Genomic DNA, 19456 nt, shown 5'->3' on the forward strand with positions numbered 1-19456 from the left:
ATAGTTAATGAAGTACATGATGTCCAATCAGCAAAAGCATCACCACCAATATGAGTAACACTATTCGGGATAGTTAATGAAGTACATGATGTCCAATCAGCAAAAGCATCACCACCAATATGAGTAACACTATTCGGGATAGTTAATGAAGTACATGATGTCCAATCAGCAAAAGCATCACCACCAATATGAGTAATGGTATTGTTTATAATTAAAGATGTTCTACCTTCTCCTTGATTTTCAGCGTAACTATCAGGAATAGGATTACCAGTTATCTCTCTAATAGTTTCACCATTTAACACATATTCAATATCCCAATCCTCAATAGGCACTTCTACATCAACTTCAAAGTTATTTGATCTCAACAGATCAATAATTGTTTCTATTGGAGTATCAATCGATGTTATCGGGTTTCCTTCGATTTCTAGTTGCCAGTCACCATCTATATCAATCCAATCAGTGATATTTAGGGCACCAACACAACTAATAACAGGCGGTTGAGGCGTAGGCTTAGGTTTTCTGTCTTCGAATCCAACTTCACATACAATCTCAAGATTATTGAATCGAGTTAATTTACCATCTGTAATAACTGCTTGAGCTGTTCTTTCACGCATAATTAACTCACCATCATCAGTGAAGATATTGTTATCTAACTGATATAGCTTGCCGTTGCGATAGTCACCCACGATGTGAGTATTGTTGTAAAAGGCGTGGTGCTGTGACCGATGACGCTCATGCAAGCCTTGAGGGTTTGCGAAAGAGCGCTGATGCCAAAGACCAGTTGAAGCATCGTAGCAAAAAGTCACATTGGCTGAAGGGAAGGAAATCACGTAGAAAACATGCCCTTCCATCTGATATGCATAAGCTGTGGCATCCGAAGTCTTGCTAAATGATGCAATTTCTTCTTCAAGTGCATGCGTAGAGATGCGTTCTGGCACACCGCCAGCGCTCATCACAATCTGGCTTCCACCAAATTCACTCACACCAAGCCATATAACACCCGTAGCGAGTGCAACAATACTGTCAGGCGCAAGACAACCAAAAGACATTGCTCCACCTGATAAGCGAGCATATGGGGCATTTGCCGATCCAGCTCCGTAGTAACGCTCTACACTTTGGGAGCCGAACAACCACAACTCTGATGAATTAAACTCTATGATAGCAGTCACATTGTCAGGCGTTGATTCAGCGGTAGCATAAGATAATGCATTCACATTAGTGCTGTACAAATCAGACCAGTGAAACTGTCCTGTGTTTGCTTTGTTGAAAACAAAACGACCATCCAAGAAAACAACATGAGTTGAACGTGGGATTGCCGAGCCAGATAGGCGCGTTAATGTTAGATTTTTCAAGTCAAGTGAATAGGTATAAGTACCATTTACAATAAGTGCAACTCGCCCATTGTCCGCAGCTCGAACAGTACCTAATGCGCTAATTAAACCAACTTCAATCAGATCAAACTTATTGGCTTTACTGTGATACAGCTTATTGCCTATTACTACTAGCAAAGCTCCGTTTGACAAAACATGCAGGCAACGCACAGCCGATGAAATGCCCTGAAATATCTTTTTTAAACCAGGTGTGGGCATTAACGCTGCAACTCTGGAACCGTTGGGATATTCGATCGTTTGCGGGTACCAGTTAATACAATTCTGACAACTGATGCTTTGAGCTTGCATCTTATAAGCTGGTCCGACTAAGGGCAGTTTAATCATAGTAATGGCTACCTCGACTTATGCCCATTAGGACAGGATCTGGCTTAATTGGTGTTGGTGTTGACTGTGCACGATGCATAATTCGCATTGCTTGCTGATAATGTTGCTGCACATCAGGGGTAATCGGCAATTGATATTCGGGCGCAATCTCGATTGCTAAAGCGTATTTGATTGCTCGGTAATACTCGTCAGGTACCACAATCTCATCGAGTGCTCGCAGTGGGAATTGAGGGCTACTTAGACTTTGAATAGTCAATAATCCTCTGGTACCAGAAGGCACATTCAGGAGATAGCCATTCGGCAGTTTGCTATATGTAATGCTATTTTTTGGCGTATTACGGGCAATATCTCGATAAATACGGATTTCTTCTTCTGCAAGTTTTGCATCTTCGGAAATTAATCGCGCATCAATCTCATATTGACCACTACCGTTGAGCTGCACGACTACATCTTCAGATGAATAAACATAGTCACGTGAGCTAGACCATTGCCCCAACATCAAATTTAATGCTGAAACTGCATCGTTTAATTCGGCATCTGTCATATTTTCGCCTGACGCTACGACGCCGATAACACGTGCTGAGGCGTGGACTAAATCACGTACTTTCATTGTTATTCTTCCGTTTTAACTGGCTGAGTTAGCAAAGCGCGTAACGTATCCACATTGTCGCGTTGAAGGTATTTAATGCCTTTTGCGTCCAGTGCTTCACGCAGTTCTTTTGCTGTCGCTTTGCTGTAGTCTGGTTCTACTGATTCAGTAGATGCACTCTGCATCACTGGTTCAACTGTTGTGTCTTGAGGTGCTGGATCGCGCTGTAATGAATCAAGAGCCTCTTGAAGCTTTTTATTAGCTTCTTGCGCTTGGTGTAATTGACCTTTCAGATCATCGTTTTCAGCCTTGAATTGATCGCGCTCTGTTTGAGCTACACTGAGTTGTAACTCTTTTTGAACTAAATCCTCACAGACAGAATCAAACTGCTCAACAGGAACAAAAGCATTCTTAAAATCTTCAGTTGATGCGCTGCCAACAGCGTTGTTTACTGGCTCTTCTTTTTCCAGATCGACAAAATTAACAAAACCTAATTCACGCAGTTCTGCTTCATGCTGCTCATTTCGTGCAGTCTTGTGTTTATGTGATTGAGCTGTACCGATATACAGCATCTTTGGATATTCACGCATTTCAATACTCCAAAAATGACGACTCCCCAATTAAGGGGCATTTGTCGTCATTTGTTTTGTTGTTTTGGTGGTTAGTCGATTCGACCTACACGCGCAGCATGATTACCGCGAACCATAGTGAAACCGTAGAGCACATCAATACGTGTGCCCTCGTAATCACTCACCCAGTTGCCGCCTGTTTGCACACGCAATGCCATTGTTTCAGTGTTGAAGGTATAACCCTCACAGCCTGCAAGCACTTTTAAAGGTGCAAACGCAGCACTAAATGCATCTTTGGTATAACAAAGCGCCTGATCAATCACATCGTTATCGCCACCGATAAACGTTAAGCCAGCAGCGTTCGCAGGAGATGCAGAAACGTTGGCATTTGCTTGCTTGTCAGCACCAACCATATCAGGCGTAATTTCAGGGTAGATTTTCAAAGTTGCTGTAGCACCACCCGCAGTCACATCTTCAAGCACAACAAACTGCATAAGCTTGCCATACGATAAGCGTGTTAGTGGGTGAAGCATTTCAACACCTGGTAAACTAAACACCTGACCTGCTTTGATCACATCGCCATTGGTTAAACCGCCTACAGTCAAGAAGCCGCCTGTCTGCCCTGCACCACTTACAGTGATACCTGTGGTTAAGCCGTTCTCTTGGCGGTAGATGTGCTCTGACTCGACAAAATCAAATCCACGTGCACGACCTACATAACCCTCTTTGTACTGCTTGGCAATCTCAGCATTAGGGTTAAATAAGGTGCCTGACGTATCAACAATGCCGTTAGTGAACTCAGATGAAAGCAGTGCAATACGACCAGCCGATGGAGTCAACGAGCGTGCCAGCATTTCACGTGCACGACCAAAGGGAGCCAAGGGTGTGGTTTCATTTGCACCAATCAAAGTACTGTTGTTTACAGTCACAATCGCACGCTTTAACAAGTCAGCATCAACAGTTGTTGCAAGCGATTGAATAGCAGGCTTTAAAAAACGCTCTTTAAAATCAGTTAGGCTTAATGTTTGTTCTGCTGCACCAAACTCTAAAGAAACGTGTTTTTGAGTATCAACCTTTAAAATGCGTGTTGATTCCTTTGCGTTCAGATCAGCATCATCACCATTATATTCTTTGCCGTCTGTTACAACCGGCACAGGTGGGATCTTGATCCGTACCTCTGAGCCAACTTTATAGCCAGCTTTGTCTTTATTGAACTCTTGCTCACGACTGCGGTTAATTGACTTAATGAATACTGATTCTTCAATCAGCATTGCTGCCGCTTCTTTTGCTACAACGTTATGAGTTAAAACGGTATTTGACATATTTTAATTACCTTATCTTAGGCCACGACTACGCAAAAAGTCCTCATCAGATCCGCTATGTGGATCTTTTTTAGAGCTTGTTCCGCCTTTTGCGGGATTGACTGGCGCAGGGGCATTCGGGATTTTTGGAGTTTTGGGATTGTTTTTAAGGGTTGCCCGGATTTCTCCAAGCTTCATTAGTTGCTGCGTTGGCGTCATATCAAGCAACTCAACAACATCAACAGGATCTTTGCCGATTTCATAAAGCACAGCAGGTGCAGCATCACCCAGTTCAAGCACAGCCATGCTCAACTGTTCCGGTAACTCACCACCACTGATTTGAACCAAAGAACCAACCACACGAAGGTAGTCAGGGTGGGCTTTTTGAAATTCAGCTTCAGCGACTTCTAGCTTCACAGCTTGGGCGTGTCGCAATTGCTCAGTGCGTTGTTGCTCTTGTTGATTTTGATAATCCTGCCGTACCTTATCTTCCTGATATTTGGATACAGCTTTCGCATACTCATCAATAGAATCAAACTCATGCAACTGCGGCTCTTTAACAACCGACTGAGCCTGACTTGCATATTTTTGCTCTAATTCGTGAGCTTTACGAAGTGCCTCGTTTTTCTCCCAAGTCAGCTTCGCAATACGCTTATCAATCGCACTTTGCTTATGCGCGGCCTTTTCCTCCTCTGCCTTTTGGGCAGCGGCTTCGGCTTGCTGTTCTTCTGTTAATTCAACCTGACTGTTACCTTCCTCACCTTGCTGCTGTTCAACTTGTTGTTCAACCTCGCCAGGTGTTGAGGTTTGTTCGGTTGTTTCTGTTGTTTGCTCAATATTGTCCATCGTTTTGCTCACCTATGCCTTGAAAACCGTCAAGTTCGGGGTTTTGTTCAACTACAGCCATGTTTTGCGCATCAATCCCAATCTGACCGTCATCGGGTGCGTAATTTTGTTGCTGTGCCTGTTCTTCGAGCATCTGTTGTTGAATCATTTGCTGTTCTTCAGGCGTTAAAAAACCGCCTTGCGACGGTTCTTCTTGAAACTGTGTTTCTGGTGGTGGTTGATTCTGTATATCAGTATCAAGCCACTCTTGAGGCGGCTGCATGTTCTGCAGGATCATGTTGATTGCGCCCTTAAGCTCCTCAAGTTCAGCTTTAGCAACATTATTGATCTGAGCGACTGCAATCGTTGTTTCAGCTTTGAGCTGCTCAATTGCAAACTTAGCTTGTCGCTCTGCTTCTTTATCATCCGCTTGTGCTGTAGCCTCCTGTAGTGCCGCTTGGAGCTGCTGCATTTGTTGCTGATATTGCTGCAATACAGCCTGCATCTGCGGATCACCATCACCCTCTTGTGTTAAAGCAGGATCAAGTGATTTTTTGATACGCTCAACAATATCTTCGAGCATGTTGCCATCATCAAACGCTTTGAGTAACAAGTCTGGTGCTGCTTGTCCGATTTGCGGAACGAACTGCAGTAATTGAGTAAGTGCTTGCTTATTCTCTTGACGCTGACTGATAAAGCTTGGACCAGTTGACATGCGGATGTCGTAGCGACCAACTGTTAAGTTATTCAGGATGCCATCAATCACACCGTCAATCTGTTTTTCACCTTGTTGCACCACTGGAGCAGGCGCATTCAATTGCACACGCTCGGTTTTGTTATCTTCACCGGTAATGCGCTTAACCATTTGCACTGAATATGCCTTTTGATAAATTGCAATCAAAACACGCCCCACTTGAGCAAGTGACTTGTTCAAGTTGTCTGTGATATGAAAGTGACTTACATCAGCACGCTGTTGCAACAAGCCAATTGCTTTACCTGACTGATTGTTGACATTTTGCCCCATTGCAGCAGGCTGCATATTGAGGATTTGCTCAATGCCCTGCTTAGCTCCTTCAGCAGCATTTAAAATGCCATTAAGCGTACTTAATGTTGGCAATGCTTGCGGTGGCGGTAATGGTTGACCCGCATCATCAGTCACATGATTGTATCGAATGACTTGATAAGCATTTGGATCTGCCCATTCTGGGATGTCCTTTGTAGCCTCGATTGACACTAGATAACGCTGTTTAAGACCTTCTGCGATTTGTTGAGCTTCCGAGGATCTCCAAAAGTTATAAAGCTTTTGCGGATCTCGAGCGAAGTGAACCATTGAATATACATAGCGTTTTTCACCATCCCAAGTAACATCACCATACACTGGAATGATCGGCAGCATTGGAACGATAAATTCACGATCCTCTAAAACTTTTGAGCCTGTCAGCTTGTACCACCAGCACTTTTCCTCGTAGCTTTCACGCTCTTTTGCAATCATCGCTTCATCTTGAGGTTTGTCATATGTTGTTGTGCCATCAATCAACAAATAAAGTGGTTTTGATTTGCGCTGTAATTCAAACATCTCAGCGACACAAACAGTTTTATCATCATGATTGATCCAATCGCTATTTTCGTTTTCACTGTCAAAATCAGATGCAGCATCTTCACCGTATTGATCAATAATATCTGCACGCGGCAACCATGTTTTAATCACAATATACCGAGCGTCTGAGCCGTCGAGTTCTTTGCTTAATGGATCTATTGAGACAGAATCAGGATTGTGTATCGTTAGGATCTTAGGCTCTTGCTGAAAGCTATCTGGTGAAACGTAATCAACATGAATGCGAATAAAGCCCATGCCGCTATAAACAACGCCCTCTACAGCCGCATCATATGCATTATCAGCGCCACTTGTGATTTCTGTATCGCGTAGCAGCCCATTAAAGATTTTAGCAATCGTTGGATCCGCAATGTCATCTACAGGCTCAGCTTTGATTTGCTGACGATTTAAGCGTGCATTATTGATTTGTTGTCTACAATATGTTCTGAGAACATTAAACGTTAAAGTTGGTACACCTTTATCCAATCGCTCTTTGCGCTCTGTTTCACTCCACTGTGCTTTATCAACAGTAACAAACTGACGATCGTCTTTACCCATTTCATAAATAGGATTCCAGTAGTCCTCAGCCTCATCGCACATTTTGCGTACACGCCCAAGAATGTCATCGTCGGTTTTATTTTCTTTTGCAATTTCATCTGTCATGACAGTGTTGTCCTCATTGTGCGCGGTGGCGGTGGAGCTTTTGGTTTTTCTTTGCCTATAAAGCCTTTGCGTTTGGCAAATCTGCGCATCATGTACGCATATCTGACAGCATCAAGCACATCATCACCAGTTTTCACAATGTCGCCTCTTTCATTACGGTGATACTGTAGAAACTCATCAAAAAATGCTCTCAAGCCTCTAAATACTTTCCACTTACCCTTGCGCATTAGGTCAAGAATCTCAAATAGACCAGCCTCAACCCCGTTTGATCCATCAGGCCATGTGGCATGCTCATTCAGCATATTAAAGCCAGCTTCTTTGTAGTAAGCCTTTTGCTGCTTTCCTGACCCTTTCTCGGTTTGTAGACCATCCAAAGGCCATGCTGTAGGCACATCTTTAGCCCATAACTTTGTTGCGCCCCAAGCCTCATCAGGTGACACTAGGCGCTGTTTCCATGCACGTGTCACATAGATAATCCCATTATCCAGATCAATAGCCAACTGAACCTGTGCTTGTGGATGATCCCAACCAAAGTCCATGCCGTCGATAATCATAAAATGATCAGGAATCTCGAACGGTTCGCATGTGATGTATTCCTCGCTCAAGTCATAAATTCGACCATGACCGAGCATTGGTATGCCTTTGGTACGCATTTCTTTTTGATGTGGTGGGATTGACGCAAGCATGGTTTTCTTAACTTCTTCGCTAATATGCGGGGCATCATCCCATCCCGCCCGAATCAAGTACTGCCCCTCGCTTGGCGTATCCATGAATTGAATTACCAGATCGGTTCGTCCATTCTCAGGAGTGAAGGTTAATATTCCTCTCCCACCATTGCCTTGATCACCATTTGTTGTTCGGATCAAAACTTGAGGAAAAATTTGCTGATCTTTTGGCTCCTCGTCAATATGAAACCAATCAACCTTATCCCCCATTAGGGCATGTTGCCCTTGAGAATATGACCATAGCTGCACTTTTGATGTTTGGTACTGAACATCACCACCACCGCCATGACGAACATAAATAGATTGCATGGCATTCGGCGTGCCAATCATTGATTCATGGTCGAGAATGTACTCAGGTGGTATTAATCCACCTTGCCATTTATTTTCTATTCTTCTGCCAAAAATTGGAGCCTGTAATAAATCTCGGCACTTAACACCAGAATAACCAAGCAACCACAATAATGGAGCTTTATCAAACGTGTGGCCATCCCACCAATCAGGGTACTGTCCCATAGCGTGAATCGCATCAATATATGTGCCTGAAAATGTTTTCCCGATTTGGTTGGCAGCCATCAACATGACCTGAGTATGTGTTTTGGTTGCTCTAATCAATTCCTGCTGAAATGGATATAAAATATCGCCCATGTCTTTATAGCGATAGACTTCTAATCGACGCGCCTTTTCTTCCAGCAATGCTAAATACTCAAGCTTCTCCTCTCTTGTCATCTGGCATCACCTTATTTTCAAGCTCTTTGATTCGCTTATCCAGGTCATCATCGGCAATTTGTTTAATATCTATTTTCCCAGAATGCTTGTGCTCAACACTTTCTTTGAAAGCGCTTACAGATATGTGTTTGCCTAAAAGCTCAAGGTTTTTGACTTTATCAGGCCATTTGATCTTCTTGAGCCAACCGCTCTGCTCTCTATCTTCACCGTAACCTTCAAATTCTTCAGTATTCTCAATGTTTGACACGTACTGTCGCCAAATCTTTGGCCATTCGCCAATAGGTTTGAAGCAGTAGTTGTCATCCATGATGTCTAGGACATCCATCTGATCAATTTCAACCAATCGCTTGAGCACATAGTCTGCATCCACATCGACACGGTTCATTCTTTGTGTGTTGAGATATGCAATTCGCTCTTGTACATCATCTCGCTGCAGCACATCCCAAGCATTTTGACGGTTCTTATAACCAGTTGCCTTGCCTGCTTCTTGAGCGCTCAGTGTTTTTAAATATTCATGGCAGAACTCTTCATGACGTAGATTTTTTAAAGGTTCTGCGCCTTTGATTTGTTCCATATTTACCTCATTAAAAAACCGCCTCATGGGCGGTTTTTTTGTTTATTTAAGAGTTTGTGATACTTATCTAAGCACTCTTGGCGTTGTGCTTCTAAGGCTTTCTGTTCTTCTTCAGACCATTTTGCATAAGTTAAACGTAAAGTTATAGCATCAGCCTTCATTTTCTCTTTCATTGCTTCTTGTGAAACTGGCTCAAAGTCTCTTTGTCTCTGTAATGGTATACCACCATTTCTACATGCTTCATTAAACCACTCTTTATTATTCATACTACTTTTCCAAAGCAAACTTCAAATCATCTGGTATTGGCAACATTATACCAAACTCTTTAACCGCAAATGCCTCAATTAGATTTAAATAAGTGGTGAACTGTGATGTATTCATTCGAGTGGTTGAAGTCTCCCGGATAACACCGTCAGCAATCGCTCTGTATTGCTCAGATTCGCTTTGTTTTAATGCCGATATAGCTAAGCACATTGCTGCATATTCATCGTCATCACGCTTCAATATGCCGATTAGAAACTTCTTCTTGAACTCAAAGTGCAGTTGATCTTCGTCATTGCCTGTCTTTCTATGAATCTCATGAAGCCATTTCCAATACAAACGATTTTGAGCTTTCGATCTGTCTTTCGCTTCAGGTTTGATCTCAACAACCAACGGCTTACCCTCAAAATTTGCTTGAGTGTAATTGTTATGCAGATAATTGATTGTTTTACCGATGTCTGAGTGATCTTTGATGGTGAACACTGCTTGATTCATACCCACCTCACAATAAAAAAGACGCTCAATAGCGCCTTTCGTAATTCCTATTCTAGGATTCTGTTTTATCAGCCTAGGCGTAACCTTCGTTCATGATCTTATCCTCAAAATTGGTAGTTTCTTAAAGTAACTTAATATACATCAGAAACTATAATTTACATGAGGTTTGATCAAGATTCAAGCAATAAAAAACCACCCGAGGGTGGCTCAAACATAAAATTATGTAATTTACATTATTTAAATACATCAGGCTTAGGGAGTATATTTAAGTCACCATTAGCATCAACAACCATAAAAACTGTGTCTTCATGTCTCACCCTATCTGCAATAAGCCCAGTAATTCCTTTTATTGTTGGATCTTCAATCATCATTTGATGAAGTTCTTGTAACTTTTCAACTTGCATATCGAATGGAAATATTTTTTTTATATCTTCTGCTTTCTCGTAATACGGTGATCGGCAATGATCTAGCATTTCCAGCATATTTAGAGGAATTGAGTTGTTATCAATCATAATTATTACTCCCGATATTTAGAGTAATTATATCAAAAAACCTCATGATCTTTAAGATTCAACATCCGCTCAGTCTTCTCCAACCACTGATCAAACAAAGCTTCTGATTCTTGTCTTGTGCCTAGTTTGAATTGATCGAATGCTGAATGGCATTGGTAGCATAGCGGCACTGTAAACTCATCTGACGCTTTAATGCCGCGCCCTTTGCCGTGCTTGGAGCTATTAGAATGAGCCGCTTGACTTGGGCCATTACCACACCTAACGCATGGCAGCTTTCTTATTTCGTTTAGCCTCTTTGTCGAACGCATTTTCTAGCACCTCGATACGTTCTTTTAGTAGTCTAGCTTCACGTTCACAGTCTGCTCGAAATGAATAGCTACTGAACAAATGGTTATAACTTTGCAGCTTACTTAAATTGCTTCTGTAAATTTCAAGATTCTTCTTTGATTCGATTATGTCCATATATTCTCACTTTTCTATAGACAACAAAAAAGCCCACCTTTCGATGAGCTTTTAAATACTTAGTGAATTACTATAACTTCGTCCACTATAACAGAATTTACTACTTTCTCATTTAAATGACAAGTCTTTTATCATGTCCTGCTAAATACCATCGTCCTGCTGTAATCATATTGTTAATTGAGCTACGGCTTAGCATGAATTCGTTATCCATCTGATCGAGTGTCAAACCACGCACTTGCTTTTGAATATACAACTCAACCGCAGCTTTAGCTGACTGACAGATAGAAATTGAACAACGAATTTGTCGTAGTAGTTGTTGTACTCGCTCATACTCAAAATCAGTCATCTTGAGAATGATTGTTTTATTGTTGCGTGCTGGCTTTGTTGCGTTCTGCTGTACAAGCCAATAGATTTGATTAATTCCAAGATCATCAGGCTCATGACCACCACGCATACGGTTGATTGATATGAACGCGCCATACTGACTAAGCCATTCATCCAAAGTGTATTTAGACCAATCCATAACTTTTGTGTTTACTGCCGCATTCATACCGTCACCTCAAATACATAAATACTTTTTAATTTCTTGTATTGCTTCGTCCGCCCCAAAGCAGACTTTGCACATGTAACCCTGTTCTTCTAATCGCTGCATCATTAAGCGCTGACTTGGCAGCAACTTGCCAGCCTTTGATTTGAGTTCAATCCATAAACCATGAATCAAACCATTTGGAACTAACAATTGAAGATCAGGAACGCCTGCTTTCACTCCCATCTTCTTAAACTTAGCTGCTTCGATAACGTTTCTTGATCCACCATTTGGGATGTGAATCAAATAATCAGAAAGGCGACCATTCCCAAACTTCACATGATGCGCCCATGACATAAGAGTGATTTGCTCTTGATCTTCCGTGGGCACCTTGTGAACGCGTTTAGAACGCGCCACCGCCTTTGATCTACTTCTTTGAGCCTCTTTGAATGTGGTCATTGGTCAGCCTCCTAAGTGCCCGATTAGGTAGCCCATAAGACACCCAATCCAAAAGCAAGCTATAGCTAGTGTTGAGTTCATCCTTCCCCCTTGAGCGCTTGCTCCAACTCTTCATAGACACGTGGCATTGCTTTATCTAGATCATTCATTTCGAAATGTTCTTTAACAAAGTGAAGATTCATTTCGAGAAATTCCACCCGCTTTTGCAGCTCCCCACTCTTATGCTCTAAGTCTTTGATGCGTTGGGATTGCTCGTTAAAGCGTTGACCTTGATTAATAAGTTGCTTTTGCAGCTCATCCACTTTCGATTGTTGGTGTTGTGCAGAAGCAAGCCAAATATCAGTAAATGCTGTTTCACTATCTTCATTAACGAATCGACCATTTTTATCTGTCTTTATTAATTCTTCAGATGCGCCTTGCTTTAGGTAATGAATGACGAATTTAAGTCGTTCGTTATCTTCGAAGCTCATCTCTCCATTTGTGTCAATAAAAGTTGTACTCATCACTTCACCTGCTTACAATTTGGAGAGATATGATTCTCAATGTGTGAGTCGTCGCCCATGTCAATACAAGCAAGGCGTTCAGGCGACATAAGAGTAAAGCCAAAGCTAACCTCGATCTTGATGTCATTTGAATAAATCGACTCGTAGTCTGCGATGGCTTGTTTAATCTCATCAGAAGTGATCATTCTGTAGATCAACATTATTGAGTGCTGATTGTCATTTAAGCCGATATAGAGTTTTGCTTGTTCAATTCCTCCAAGCGCTTCAATAATATTCATGCCTTCTAAGATGCGATTTAACTCAGAAATTGGATAAATTACATCACTTGTAAACACTAGACCTGGGGTAGAACATGCTCTCCACATGATTCCATTCCAGATGTAGCATTCTGAGATTGATATATGTTTTGTATATCTAGTTCCGCAACTTAATACTCTGTAGTGCGTGCAACCATCAGGCACACCCTCAACAACTTCCCTCGCCTTCTCAACACCGTGCTGCTGAATGAATTGGATCGCGTTCATTGGCTTTGCTCCTTAAACACGGTTTCAATGTTTTCACCACAAGCGGGGCAATAACTGATCTGAACCTTGTTTTTCTTAAATCTACCAGCCGTAATTGCTAGCCTCTCAGCGCTATCTGAAAATCTAACCCTGATTTGTGTATCAAAGTCACCCATTCCATCACTTATGCATCTGTTTAATGAATCGCACATTTCCACCCAATTACCTGTGTTTACGCATTTTTTATTCATCGCCCTTCTCCGTCACTTGAGTCACGTTTGGTAATGGTCAACTCTTGCTCTACCAACGTTGCATAGCCTGCAATGTCGTGCCAATTGTCGATGTAATTTGGATCGCCATTTACGATACGAGCCATCTTGTTGCAGATCATGTCTAAGGCAATGATTTGACTTGCGCTTAACTTGTCATAGGTTTGAGCTTCTTGAATAACCGCTTGAAGTGCATAGGTAGTTGCAGCAACGCACTTAAACTTCCCGTAACGCTCACCACGTTGATTTAAAGTTGATTCGATATTCATGCCGCAACTCCTTCTAATTGTTTTCGTGCCTTCATGATTCGTTTGTACATATCCAAAGTGCAATTAACTCGTCCCGCTTTGATGTGCTGAAAGCTACTTGCATTACAGCCAACCATTTCAGCTAAATCGATATAACGACCCTTGAAGTTCTTGAGCCAAACCTGTATCTCTTTTGCTTGGGCGGCCGTTGGATATTCACGCTGAACAACATCTCTTAATGGCTCATCTTTCTCCTTCACCACTTCAAAGAAAGGAAGTTCAGCTAGCAAGTTGTGTTCTAAACCATTGTCCAATGCATGCTTAACCTGTTTAGCTGTGTAAAGCTCATATGCTGGGCGACCCTTCTTGATTGCCAATTCCTGCAATGCACTACGGATTTGTGTAAGTGATGCACTCATTTAGCACCTCCAAACAAGTTGTTAGTTTTAGGGCTTGCTTTATACAAAGCACAGTTGTTGTAAATTCTGCATTCAAGCCACCCACTCTCTTGAAGTAAGCGTGCTGTTCTTTGAGCTGATCTAAGCGTCTGGTTTGTTAGTCGTCGAATGTCTTCTGTATTTAGTGCTTTCTCGGAATTATGAAATGCCTCAAGTAAGCGCAACGTTCTGTTAAATGTCTCAATATGCTTGCTCATACTGCTTCTCCAAATAGGTCAGGCTGCATGTCTTTCTCGGTACCTGCTTGAGCAATACGTTCTTGCGCTATGTCAAAGTACTTTTTCTCTTGCTCAATCCCAATGAATGAACGGCCCGTGTTTACACAAGCAACGCCAGTGGTACCGCTTCCCATTGTGGTGTCGAGTACTGTTTCACCTTCATTTGTGTATGTACGAATCAAGTACTCACAAAGAGCTACAGGCTTTTGTGTTGGATGGAAGTTTGATTTCTGCTTATCACTGCTGAATAGCTGCACTGAGCGCGGGTACCGCTCTGTTGAATCGTATGCTTTGATGTTTACCTGTTTGCCATAATGTTCAGATCCAATATCTTTACGCTTAGCTGTTTTGCGTTCATGCCCAAAGGTTTTAATGGGATTGAATGTCGGCTTCGCTTTGTAAAACACAAGGATATTTTCATGTGCACGTAGCGGTTGGAAATGCGCATTAAAGAATCCAGTCGCATTCGGCTTTTCATAAATCCATTCATAACGGAACATGTCCAGATTTGAAGCTGCGAGTACTGCTGTGAAGGGCTGAGCAGCAAATAAAACAATCGCACCATTCTCTTTAATTACTCGCTCGTACTGTTCCCAAAGCGGTTCAAATGGAATAACCGCATCCCAACTGCAGCAAGTGGTACCGTATGGCAAATCACAAAGAATCATATCAACAGTACCCGTTTCAATTTCCTTCATACGCTCGAGGCAATCGCCTAACATGAGATTATGTTTCACGCTGCACCTCTCAATGCCATAGGCAAGGCTTTACCCTCTGCTTTTAGGCTTTCGATATATTGTTCTTTTTGATCGAACGGATCAGGCCAATACTCTGAATCTTCTTTGAGTTCCCACGGTTGAACCTCTTTGATCTCATCTGACATTTTGTTCACTGGTCCTTTGAGCTTTAGCTTTTCACGCAACTCTGCAATTGCCTTTTGGGCGGTTGTTTTATATTGTTCAGCTTCTGCCTGTTGTTCTTCCTTGGTTTGCTTGTGCTCAAGTTGCAATTGAGTTTCTGGACCAGTTAAGAATCCTGCAACTTCAGCTTGTTTGATTGCAGAGATACGCTGGTCAGGATCAACACCTAAACTCACGTTGTAGACTGGTTTTAAACCTTGATCTTTTGCTTCGGTTACCAGACGCTCATAGATCGAAACAAAGATTTTCTTAGCTTCGGCTAATTGGAACTTGTCACCGGTTGCAACCAGATCAGCACACTTCTCAAAAGCTTTAGCTGCTTGCTCAGTCCAGATCACAGTCAATTCACGACCAGTACCGAATTCAATTGAATCTTTCGCTATGGCCCATGCCTCATGAGCATCTAACCAAGCATCAGCTTTAGGCTCACACCATGATCTAAACTCAGGTATTGAAGGACAAAAGGTTGATTTCATCATCTTGGCAACACCGCGCTTGAAATCATCAGCACTTAAACCTTGAAAGCACTCAACCATTGATTCGGCGATATCTTTAGGATCTACACCTGACCATTGATCTGCGAATTTCTTACCGTAGTAAGCGCGCATCTTGGTGATCAAACGGATAGCATCCTCTTGGGTGAACTCACGCATGACCCACCCCCTCAATCAGAATTGACTTTTTTGGTGTGACATCCACGTAATGAGACCCACCGTTTAGGAAATCATCCCACTTGGCTTGTTCATTTGCTGTTTGTTGAGCAGATGATTGATATCCTGTGTTTTGGAAACGTTGAGTTCTTAACTTTGCCCAATCATCACGGATAGCGGTTTTGAATGCTGCATCCCAATCTGCATACTTGTAACCATTGGCTGCTGCTTTCGCTGTGAAGTATTCAAGGTGTTGCTCAAGATCACCAAAGTTTTTAGATTCTGCCCAAACTCTAACTTGATCACTGATTTCAAAGTTTTCAGGAACTGTAGTTTTTTGGGTTTTAGGTTTGCGTTTAGGCGAAGCCGAATTTTCGACAACGTCGGAAATAACTTCAGGAATCAGGTTAAGGGAATCAGGAATCAGGTTAAGGGAATCAGCACGATCAGTACCGTCTTGCTCGCGATTAATCTCGATATTTTGCAAGTCATTAGAATTTAAAGACTTAACTTCATCTTCTTTATCTTGTTGATCAATATCTGGAATCTCACTTCCACCCTCACGTTCATTCTTATGTGGGTTTTGGTGTTTAGTGAAATTAAGTACTTTGATGTACTTTTGTCCTTGTACCGTATAAATCGCGATAAATCCCGATTTTTCTAGATCACTCACGAGCTGTTCAAGATCACAGTCGTCATAAGGTAGTAGTTGAACTTTTAGACGCTTAGGCTTGTATTCAAAACAACCTTTAAAATCTGCAATGGTCCACATTCCGATAAACAATAATCTGGCCAATGGATTAGTTTCACTAAGATCGTCATTCGTGAAGAATGAAGGCTTAATGTTTCTTGCTCTAGCCATTTAAAATATCCTCCATTGCTGAGCGGAATTGAGTCCAGTTCTTTACCGACTTAGCTAGGTCTTTTAGTTCTTCCTCATCAACACCAGACTCAAGAGCATCAACCAGCCAAGCTAAAGCTTTTTGATAGTCAACATAGGAAATACGATTTTTAAGAATGCCTCGGATGTAGCATGCGGATTTTTCGAGCTCGCCTTTTCTATTAAAATTTGCGACCTTAGGGATGTTTGCGAACATCGAACCAGCATCCAAAGTCTTCTCTTTTGTATATATTGGATTAAGGTCATCAATAGCTTGAAGAAGCTCATTTACATTAAATTTCTTCAGCCACTTGCTAATGTTCTTTAACCCCATTTCATTTACTTCAGCTGCGTTTTCAATTGATTGTTCAAAGTATTCAGCAATACTTTGTGAAACTTCATTGTCAAAGTCTTTGAGTTCGTCACGCCATTCAAGCAGCATCTGTAGTTGCTTCCGTCGTTCGTCCAACTCTTCAAGCATCTTTCTTTGCTTTTCAATTACCGAGTTGTCTGAAAGAAGGCGGTCACTTTTTCCAGAATTACAATCTTCACAAGATGTAATAAGGTTGAGAATGTCATTCTCCCCACCCTTACTAACTGGGTTAATATGATCAACATTCAAAACAACATCAGGTGCTGCTTTACCACAGTACTGACACTTAAACTGGTCACGTTTAAAAACTTCAAAACGCAATTTGTCACCAATTGTCTTGCGCTTTGGTTTTTCTGTTTTTTGTGCTAAATTTGATTTCATTCATTGGTTCCTAATTGATGAATATCGAAGCCTGATCTTGTACATCAGGCTTTTTCTTTGTCTAAATCCCTTACATTCCCATCCAATCCCTCAGCAAAAATTACCTCTGTTGATAGATCCCGCATCAAAGCGCCTAATCCCAAGCGCTCAAATGATTTTGCTTGTAAATTAAGTACATGCCACTCACCTGCTATTTCCTTCTCAAGTAAATATGCAAGGTATTGAGCAAGGTCTTTACCTTTAATTTCAGCCAGAACTTTTGCACGTTCATGGTTTTCAGGAGACAAACGCACATGCGTAGATTTTTTTTCGAGACTCATTGGTTTGTCCTTAAGCAGCAGAAGCTTTGCTGCTCTGAATATTTTGGTTAAGAAATAAATGTGGATATTGGAGTTTTACCTTTGCTGGTATTCCTCGAGTCATCCAGTTTTGAACTCGCTGTTTATCTTTGAAGCCCAGTAGCTCTGCCACTTTTGTAGAGCCACCAAGCCGTAAGAGAATTTCTTTATCAGCTTCGATAGACATGGTTGCCTCTAGTAAACATTTGTTTAATTAATAGTAAACATGATGTTTCCTAAAGTCAAATCATTTGTTTAACACAAAGTGTTTACTTTTTTAGATAATGTGATTATTGATGAATTTGGATAATGTGATGAAAGAAGAAAAGGCTGCTCACCCTTCTGTCATAAGGCTTTTAGAAGCAAGCGGTGTATCTCAAGAAGAAACAGCAAAGGCTATTGATGAGTCACCACAAACAATTACGAATTGGAAAAAAAGAGGTGTATCTAAGGCAGGTGCATTAAAAGCAGCAGCAAAGTTTGGTGTTTCTGCAAATTGGATTCTTAAAGGTGATTCTAATAAATTAGGCGTTGGTGCGACTAAGGTCTTAGAGTGGGATTCTGATACACCAGTTGATAATGATGAAGTTGAAATACCTTTTTATAAAGAGGTTTTGGTATCGTGCGGTTCGGGGTCTTTAGCGGAAATGGTAGGAAATGAAACAAGGAAGTTGAGGTTAAGCAAAGCCACGTTAAGACAATATGGTGTTGATGTTTCAAATGCTTACGCTTTAACAGCCTTTGGTGATTCAATGTCACCAGTAATCAACAGTGGCGCAACTGTATATGTTGATGTTGGAAGAACCAATATCATAGATGGGAAAATTTACGCTATAAGTCATGGTGGCTTATTTAAGTTTAAGTATTTATACAGAATGCCTAAAGGCGGTGTTCGTATTGTTAGTGCCAATAAGGATGAATATCCTGAAGAAATATTAACAGCAGAGGATATTATGGATCAGGAATTTTGCGTTGTAGCTTATGCTTTTAATGTGCAGAACTCGCTACCATAATTAAAATAAACAAAATGTTTTAAGAGATCACTTTTGTGGTCTTTTTTTATGTCTATGTTTAGTAAAAGAAAACAAAATAAATAAACATTTGTTTAATATTTTCCTTGACTACAGTAAACGCTGTGTTTACTATTAACTCATCAGATAAACAAAAGCCCTGAACAATCTTGGCGGATGCAGGGCTTACTCAAAGAGTGAGATAAGTATGAACATAAAAGCAAATGTAGTCAAACCAATGTGCACAGCACTTGGAGTAATGGGGATGCTAACAGCTGCTTATGCATTCGTTCCTGCGAAGATTGAGCATAAAGAGCCAGTTTACATCATGGCTCCATTCAAGCTTGATGAGATCAATGTCAAAGCTGAGCAAGCAACTCTCTTAACAATCAACGAAGAATACGCTTTAGAAGTCGATTACGTTGCATCAGTTTTCAAGGATGGCAACGGTGTTGGTCACAACTGGACTGATGTTGAAGTAAGCGAAATCAAAGACATTCGCGTCTATTCAGAAGATGGCGAAATCCAAGCATACGTTGATCGTCTAGATGTTGTAGAGATCAAAGACATTATTGAACAAGAACTAAGAGAGCGCGTTTAAGCGCTCCGTGGAGAAGGTTATGAATAACCCCTACAAAGAATTTGCCGTTGTAATGACTTTCATTTTTATCGGCTTTTTTGCATCACTGGTGGTTCTTTACAAAGTGAT

General features: G+C 41.4%; 26 protein-coding genes. 2 read left to right on the forward strand and 24 right to left on the reverse strand.

The window, feature by feature from the left end:
- From DK207_RS02450 to DK207_RS02580, 24 genes are all read right to left on the reverse strand, one after another.
- On the reverse strand, window positions 1-1715 hold a 1715-nt coding region (locus tag DK207_RS02450; RefSeq protein WP_109439825.1), incomplete at its 3' end, for a leucine-rich repeat protein.
- Window positions 1708-2325 carry a hypothetical protein gene (locus DK207_RS02455; protein ID WP_109439826.1) on the reverse strand — a complete coding sequence of 206 codons (618 nt, stop codon included), beginning with the start codon at window positions 2323-2325 and terminating at the stop codon, window positions 1708-1710. The genes DK207_RS02450 and DK207_RS02455, both read right to left, overlap by 8 nt.
- A gap of 2 nt (window positions 2326-2327) precedes the next feature.
- Entirely contained in the window at window positions 2328-2894 is a 567-nt protein-coding gene (locus DK207_RS02460; protein ID WP_109439827.1) for a hypothetical protein, read from the reverse strand.
- A gap of 71 nt (window positions 2895-2965) precedes the next feature.
- Window positions 2966-4195, reverse strand: a complete 1230-nt coding sequence (locus DK207_RS02465) for a P22 phage major capsid protein family protein (RefSeq protein ID WP_109439828.1) — start codon at window positions 4193-4195, stop codon at window positions 2966-2968.
- Between the two features lie 12 nt (window positions 4196-4207).
- Entirely contained in the window at window positions 4208-5020 is an 813-nt protein-coding gene (locus DK207_RS02470) for a hypothetical protein (RefSeq protein ID WP_109439829.1), read from the reverse strand.
- The gene (locus DK207_RS02475) at window positions 5007-7256 is read right to left on the reverse strand and encodes a portal protein (RefSeq protein ID WP_109439830.1); all 2250 of its coding nucleotides are present in this window, start codon (window positions 7254-7256) and stop codon (window positions 5007-5009) included. Before DK207_RS02475 ends, DK207_RS02470 begins: the two co-directional genes overlap by 14 nt.
- On the reverse strand, window positions 7253-8707 hold the full coding sequence (locus tag DK207_RS02480) for a terminase large subunit domain-containing protein (protein ID WP_109439831.1): 1455 nt from the start codon (window positions 8705-8707) through the stop codon (window positions 7253-7255). The genes DK207_RS02475 and DK207_RS02480 overlap by 4 nt, the downstream gene beginning before the upstream one ends.
- Window positions 8685-9281 carry a terminase small subunit gene (locus DK207_RS02485; RefSeq protein WP_109439832.1) on the reverse strand — a complete coding sequence of 199 codons (597 nt, stop codon included), beginning with the start codon at window positions 9279-9281 and terminating at the stop codon, window positions 8685-8687. Before DK207_RS02485 ends, DK207_RS02480 begins: the two co-directional genes overlap by 23 nt.
- 23 nt (window positions 9282-9304) lie before the next feature.
- Window positions 9305-9547 carry a hypothetical protein gene (locus tag DK207_RS02490; protein WP_109439833.1) on the reverse strand — a complete coding sequence of 81 codons (243 nt, stop codon included), beginning with the start codon at window positions 9545-9547 and terminating at the stop codon, window positions 9305-9307.
- Between the two features lies 1 nt (window position 9548).
- Window positions 9549-10037: a recombination protein NinB gene (locus DK207_RS02495; protein WP_109439834.1), complete on the reverse strand. Its 489-nt coding sequence runs from the start codon at window positions 10035-10037 to the stop codon at window positions 9549-9551.
- Between the two features lie 233 nt (window positions 10038-10270).
- Window positions 10271-10549, reverse strand: coding sequence for a hypothetical protein (locus DK207_RS02500; RefSeq protein WP_109439835.1), 279 nt, complete (start codon window positions 10547-10549; stop codon window positions 10271-10273).
- A 32-nt stretch (window positions 10550-10581) separates the two neighbouring features.
- Window positions 10582-10857 carry a DUF968 domain-containing protein gene (locus tag DK207_RS02505; protein ID WP_109439836.1) on the reverse strand — a complete coding sequence of 92 codons (276 nt, stop codon included), beginning with the start codon at window positions 10855-10857 and terminating at the stop codon, window positions 10582-10584.
- Between the two features lie 266 nt (window positions 10858-11123).
- Window positions 11124-11561: a hypothetical protein gene (locus tag DK207_RS02515; protein ID WP_109439838.1), complete on the reverse strand. Its 438-nt coding sequence runs from the start codon at window positions 11559-11561 to the stop codon at window positions 11124-11126.
- 9 nt (window positions 11562-11570) lie between these two features.
- Complete coding sequence (locus tag DK207_RS02520) at window positions 11571-11996, reverse strand: VRR-NUC domain-containing protein (RefSeq protein ID WP_109439839.1); 426 nt, start codon at window positions 11994-11996, stop codon at window positions 11571-11573.
- A 77-nt stretch (window positions 11997-12073) separates the two neighbouring features.
- Window positions 12074-12499 carry a hypothetical protein gene (locus DK207_RS02525; RefSeq protein WP_109439840.1) on the reverse strand — a complete coding sequence of 142 codons (426 nt, stop codon included), beginning with the start codon at window positions 12497-12499 and terminating at the stop codon, window positions 12074-12076.
- Window positions 12499-13023, reverse strand: a complete 525-nt coding sequence (locus tag DK207_RS02530; RefSeq protein WP_109439841.1) for a hypothetical protein — start codon at window positions 13021-13023, stop codon at window positions 12499-12501. Before DK207_RS02530 ends, DK207_RS02525 begins: the two co-directional genes overlap by 1 nt.
- A gap of 226 nt (window positions 13024-13249) precedes the next feature.
- Window positions 13250-13540, reverse strand: coding sequence for a DUF6378 domain-containing protein (locus tag DK207_RS02540; protein WP_109439843.1), 291 nt, complete (start codon window positions 13538-13540; stop codon window positions 13250-13252).
- Window positions 13537-13938 (reverse strand): hypothetical protein, encoded by a 402-nt coding sequence (locus tag DK207_RS02545; protein WP_109439844.1) that lies wholly within the window; start codon window positions 13936-13938, stop codon window positions 13537-13539. Before DK207_RS02545 ends, DK207_RS02540 begins: the two co-directional genes overlap by 4 nt.
- A gap of 232 nt (window positions 13939-14170) precedes the next feature.
- Window positions 14171-14917 carry a DNA-methyltransferase gene (locus DK207_RS02555; protein WP_109439988.1) on the reverse strand — a complete coding sequence of 249 codons (747 nt, stop codon included), beginning with the start codon at window positions 14915-14917 and terminating at the stop codon, window positions 14171-14173.
- 11 nt (window positions 14918-14928) lie between these two features.
- Window positions 14929-15768 (reverse strand): hypothetical protein, encoded by an 840-nt coding sequence (locus DK207_RS02560; RefSeq protein ID WP_109439846.1) that lies wholly within the window; start codon window positions 15766-15768, stop codon window positions 14929-14931.
- On the reverse strand, window positions 15761-16627 hold the full coding sequence (locus DK207_RS02565; RefSeq protein WP_109439847.1) for a hypothetical protein: 867 nt from the start codon (window positions 16625-16627) through the stop codon (window positions 15761-15763). Before DK207_RS02565 ends, DK207_RS02560 begins: the two co-directional genes overlap by 8 nt.
- Window positions 16620-17399, reverse strand: coding sequence for an HNH endonuclease (locus tag DK207_RS02570; protein WP_109439848.1), 780 nt, complete (start codon window positions 17397-17399; stop codon window positions 16620-16622). Before DK207_RS02570 ends, DK207_RS02565 begins: the two co-directional genes overlap by 8 nt.
- Window positions 17400-17443: 44 nt before the next feature.
- A complete protein-coding gene (locus DK207_RS02575) occupies window positions 17444-17719 on the reverse strand; it encodes a hypothetical protein (protein WP_109439849.1) in 276 nt (91 codons plus the stop codon).
- A gap of 10 nt (window positions 17720-17729) precedes the next feature.
- Window positions 17730-17924: a hypothetical protein gene (locus DK207_RS02580; RefSeq protein ID WP_109439850.1), complete on the reverse strand. Its 195-nt coding sequence runs from the start codon at window positions 17922-17924 to the stop codon at window positions 17730-17732.
- A gap of 127 nt (window positions 17925-18051) precedes the next feature.
- On the opposite strand from DK207_RS02580, the gene DK207_RS02585 reads away from it, so the two are divergent.
- Window positions 18052-18750, forward strand: a complete 699-nt coding sequence (locus DK207_RS02585) for a S24 family peptidase (protein ID WP_109439989.1) — start codon at window positions 18052-18054, stop codon at window positions 18748-18750.
- 205 nt (window positions 18751-18955) lie between these two features.
- On the forward strand, window positions 18956-19348 hold the full coding sequence (locus DK207_RS02590) for a hypothetical protein (RefSeq protein ID WP_109439851.1): 393 nt from the start codon (window positions 18956-18958) through the stop codon (window positions 19346-19348).
- Window positions 19349-19456 lie beyond the last annotated feature (108 nt).

Origin of the sequence: Acinetobacter haemolyticus, assembly GCF_900406815.1 — a bacterium.
Classification (GTDB): Bacteria; Pseudomonadota; Gammaproteobacteria; order Pseudomonadales; family Moraxellaceae; genus Acinetobacter; species Acinetobacter haemolyticus_A.

What these genes read in the sequence shown, in the direction of transcription:
- DK207_RS02455 (WP_109439826.1), bottom strand. Translation starts at nt 2,325, where the DNA reads ATGAAAGTACGTGATTTAGTCCACGCCTCAGCACGTGTTATCGGCGTC.
- DK207_RS02460 (WP_109439827.1), bottom strand. Translation starts at nt 2,894, where the DNA reads ATGCGTGAATATCCAAAGATGCTGTATATCGGTACAGCTCAATCACAT.
- DK207_RS02465 (WP_109439828.1), bottom strand. Translation starts at nt 4,195, where the DNA reads ATGTCAAATACCGTTTTAACTCATAACGTTGTAGCAAAAGAAGCGGCA.
- DK207_RS02470 (WP_109439829.1), bottom strand. Translation starts at nt 5,020, where the DNA reads ATGGACAATATTGAGCAAACAACAGAAACAACCGAACAAACCTCAACA.
- DK207_RS02475 (WP_109439830.1), bottom strand. Translation starts at nt 7,256, where the DNA reads ATGACAGATGAAATTGCAAAAGAAAATAAAACCGACGATGACATTCTT.
- DK207_RS02480 (WP_109439831.1), bottom strand. Translation starts at nt 8,707, where the DNA reads ATGACAAGAGAGGAGAAGCTTGAGTATTTAGCATTGCTGGAAGAAAAG.
- DK207_RS02485 (WP_109439832.1), bottom strand. Translation starts at nt 9,281, where the DNA reads ATGGAACAAATCAAAGGCGCAGAACCTTTAAAAAATCTACGTCATGAA.
- DK207_RS02490 (WP_109439833.1), bottom strand. Translation starts at nt 9,547, where the DNA reads ATGAATAATAAAGAGTGGTTTAATGAAGCATGTAGAAATGGTGGTATA.
- DK207_RS02495 (WP_109439834.1), bottom strand. Translation starts at nt 10,037, where the DNA reads ATGAATCAAGCAGTGTTCACCATCAAAGATCACTCAGACATCGGTAAA.
- DK207_RS02500 (WP_109439835.1), bottom strand. Translation starts at nt 10,549, where the DNA reads ATGATTGATAACAACTCAATTCCTCTAAATATGCTGGAAATGCTAGAT.
- DK207_RS02505 (WP_109439836.1), bottom strand. Translation starts at nt 10,857, where the DNA reads ATGCGTTCGACAAAGAGGCTAAACGAAATAAGAAAGCTGCCATGCGTT.
- DK207_RS02515 (WP_109439838.1), bottom strand. Translation starts at nt 11,561, where the DNA reads ATGAATGCGGCAGTAAACACAAAAGTTATGGATTGGTCTAAATACACT.
- DK207_RS02520 (WP_109439839.1), bottom strand. Translation starts at nt 11,996, where the DNA reads ATGACCACATTCAAAGAGGCTCAAAGAAGTAGATCAAAGGCGGTGGCG.
- DK207_RS02525 (WP_109439840.1), bottom strand. Translation starts at nt 12,499, where the DNA reads ATGAGTACAACTTTTATTGACACAAATGGAGAGATGAGCTTCGAAGAT.
- DK207_RS02530 (WP_109439841.1), bottom strand. Translation starts at nt 13,023, where the DNA reads ATGAACGCGATCCAATTCATTCAGCAGCACGGTGTTGAGAAGGCGAGG.
- DK207_RS02540 (WP_109439843.1), bottom strand. Translation starts at nt 13,540, where the DNA reads ATGAATATCGAATCAACTTTAAATCAACGTGGTGAGCGTTACGGGAAG.
- DK207_RS02545 (WP_109439844.1), bottom strand. Translation starts at nt 13,938, where the DNA reads ATGAGTGCATCACTTACACAAATCCGTAGTGCATTGCAGGAATTGGCA.
- DK207_RS02555 (WP_109439988.1), bottom strand. Translation starts at nt 14,917, where the DNA reads ATGTTAGGCGATTGCCTCGAGCGTATGAAGGAAATTGAAACGGGTACT.
- DK207_RS02560 (WP_109439846.1), bottom strand. Translation starts at nt 15,768, where the DNA reads ATGCGTGAGTTCACCCAAGAGGATGCTATCCGTTTGATCACCAAGATG.
- DK207_RS02565 (WP_109439847.1), bottom strand. Translation starts at nt 16,627, where the DNA reads ATGGCTAGAGCAAGAAACATTAAGCCTTCATTCTTCACGAATGACGAT.
- DK207_RS02570 (WP_109439848.1), bottom strand. Translation starts at nt 17,399, where the DNA reads ATGAAATCAAATTTAGCACAAAAAACAGAAAAACCAAAGCGCAAGACA.
- DK207_RS02575 (WP_109439849.1), bottom strand. Translation starts at nt 17,719, where the DNA reads ATGAGTCTCGAAAAAAAATCTACGCATGTGCGTTTGTCTCCTGAAAAC.
- DK207_RS02580 (WP_109439850.1), bottom strand. Translation starts at nt 17,924, where the DNA reads ATGTCTATCGAAGCTGATAAAGAAATTCTCTTACGGCTTGGTGGCTCT.
- DK207_RS02585 (WP_109439989.1), top strand. Translation starts at nt 18,052, where the DNA reads ATGAAAGAAGAAAAGGCTGCTCACCCTTCTGTCATAAGGCTTTTAGAA.
- DK207_RS02590 (WP_109439851.1), top strand. Translation starts at nt 18,956, where the DNA reads ATGAACATAAAAGCAAATGTAGTCAAACCAATGTGCACAGCACTTGGA.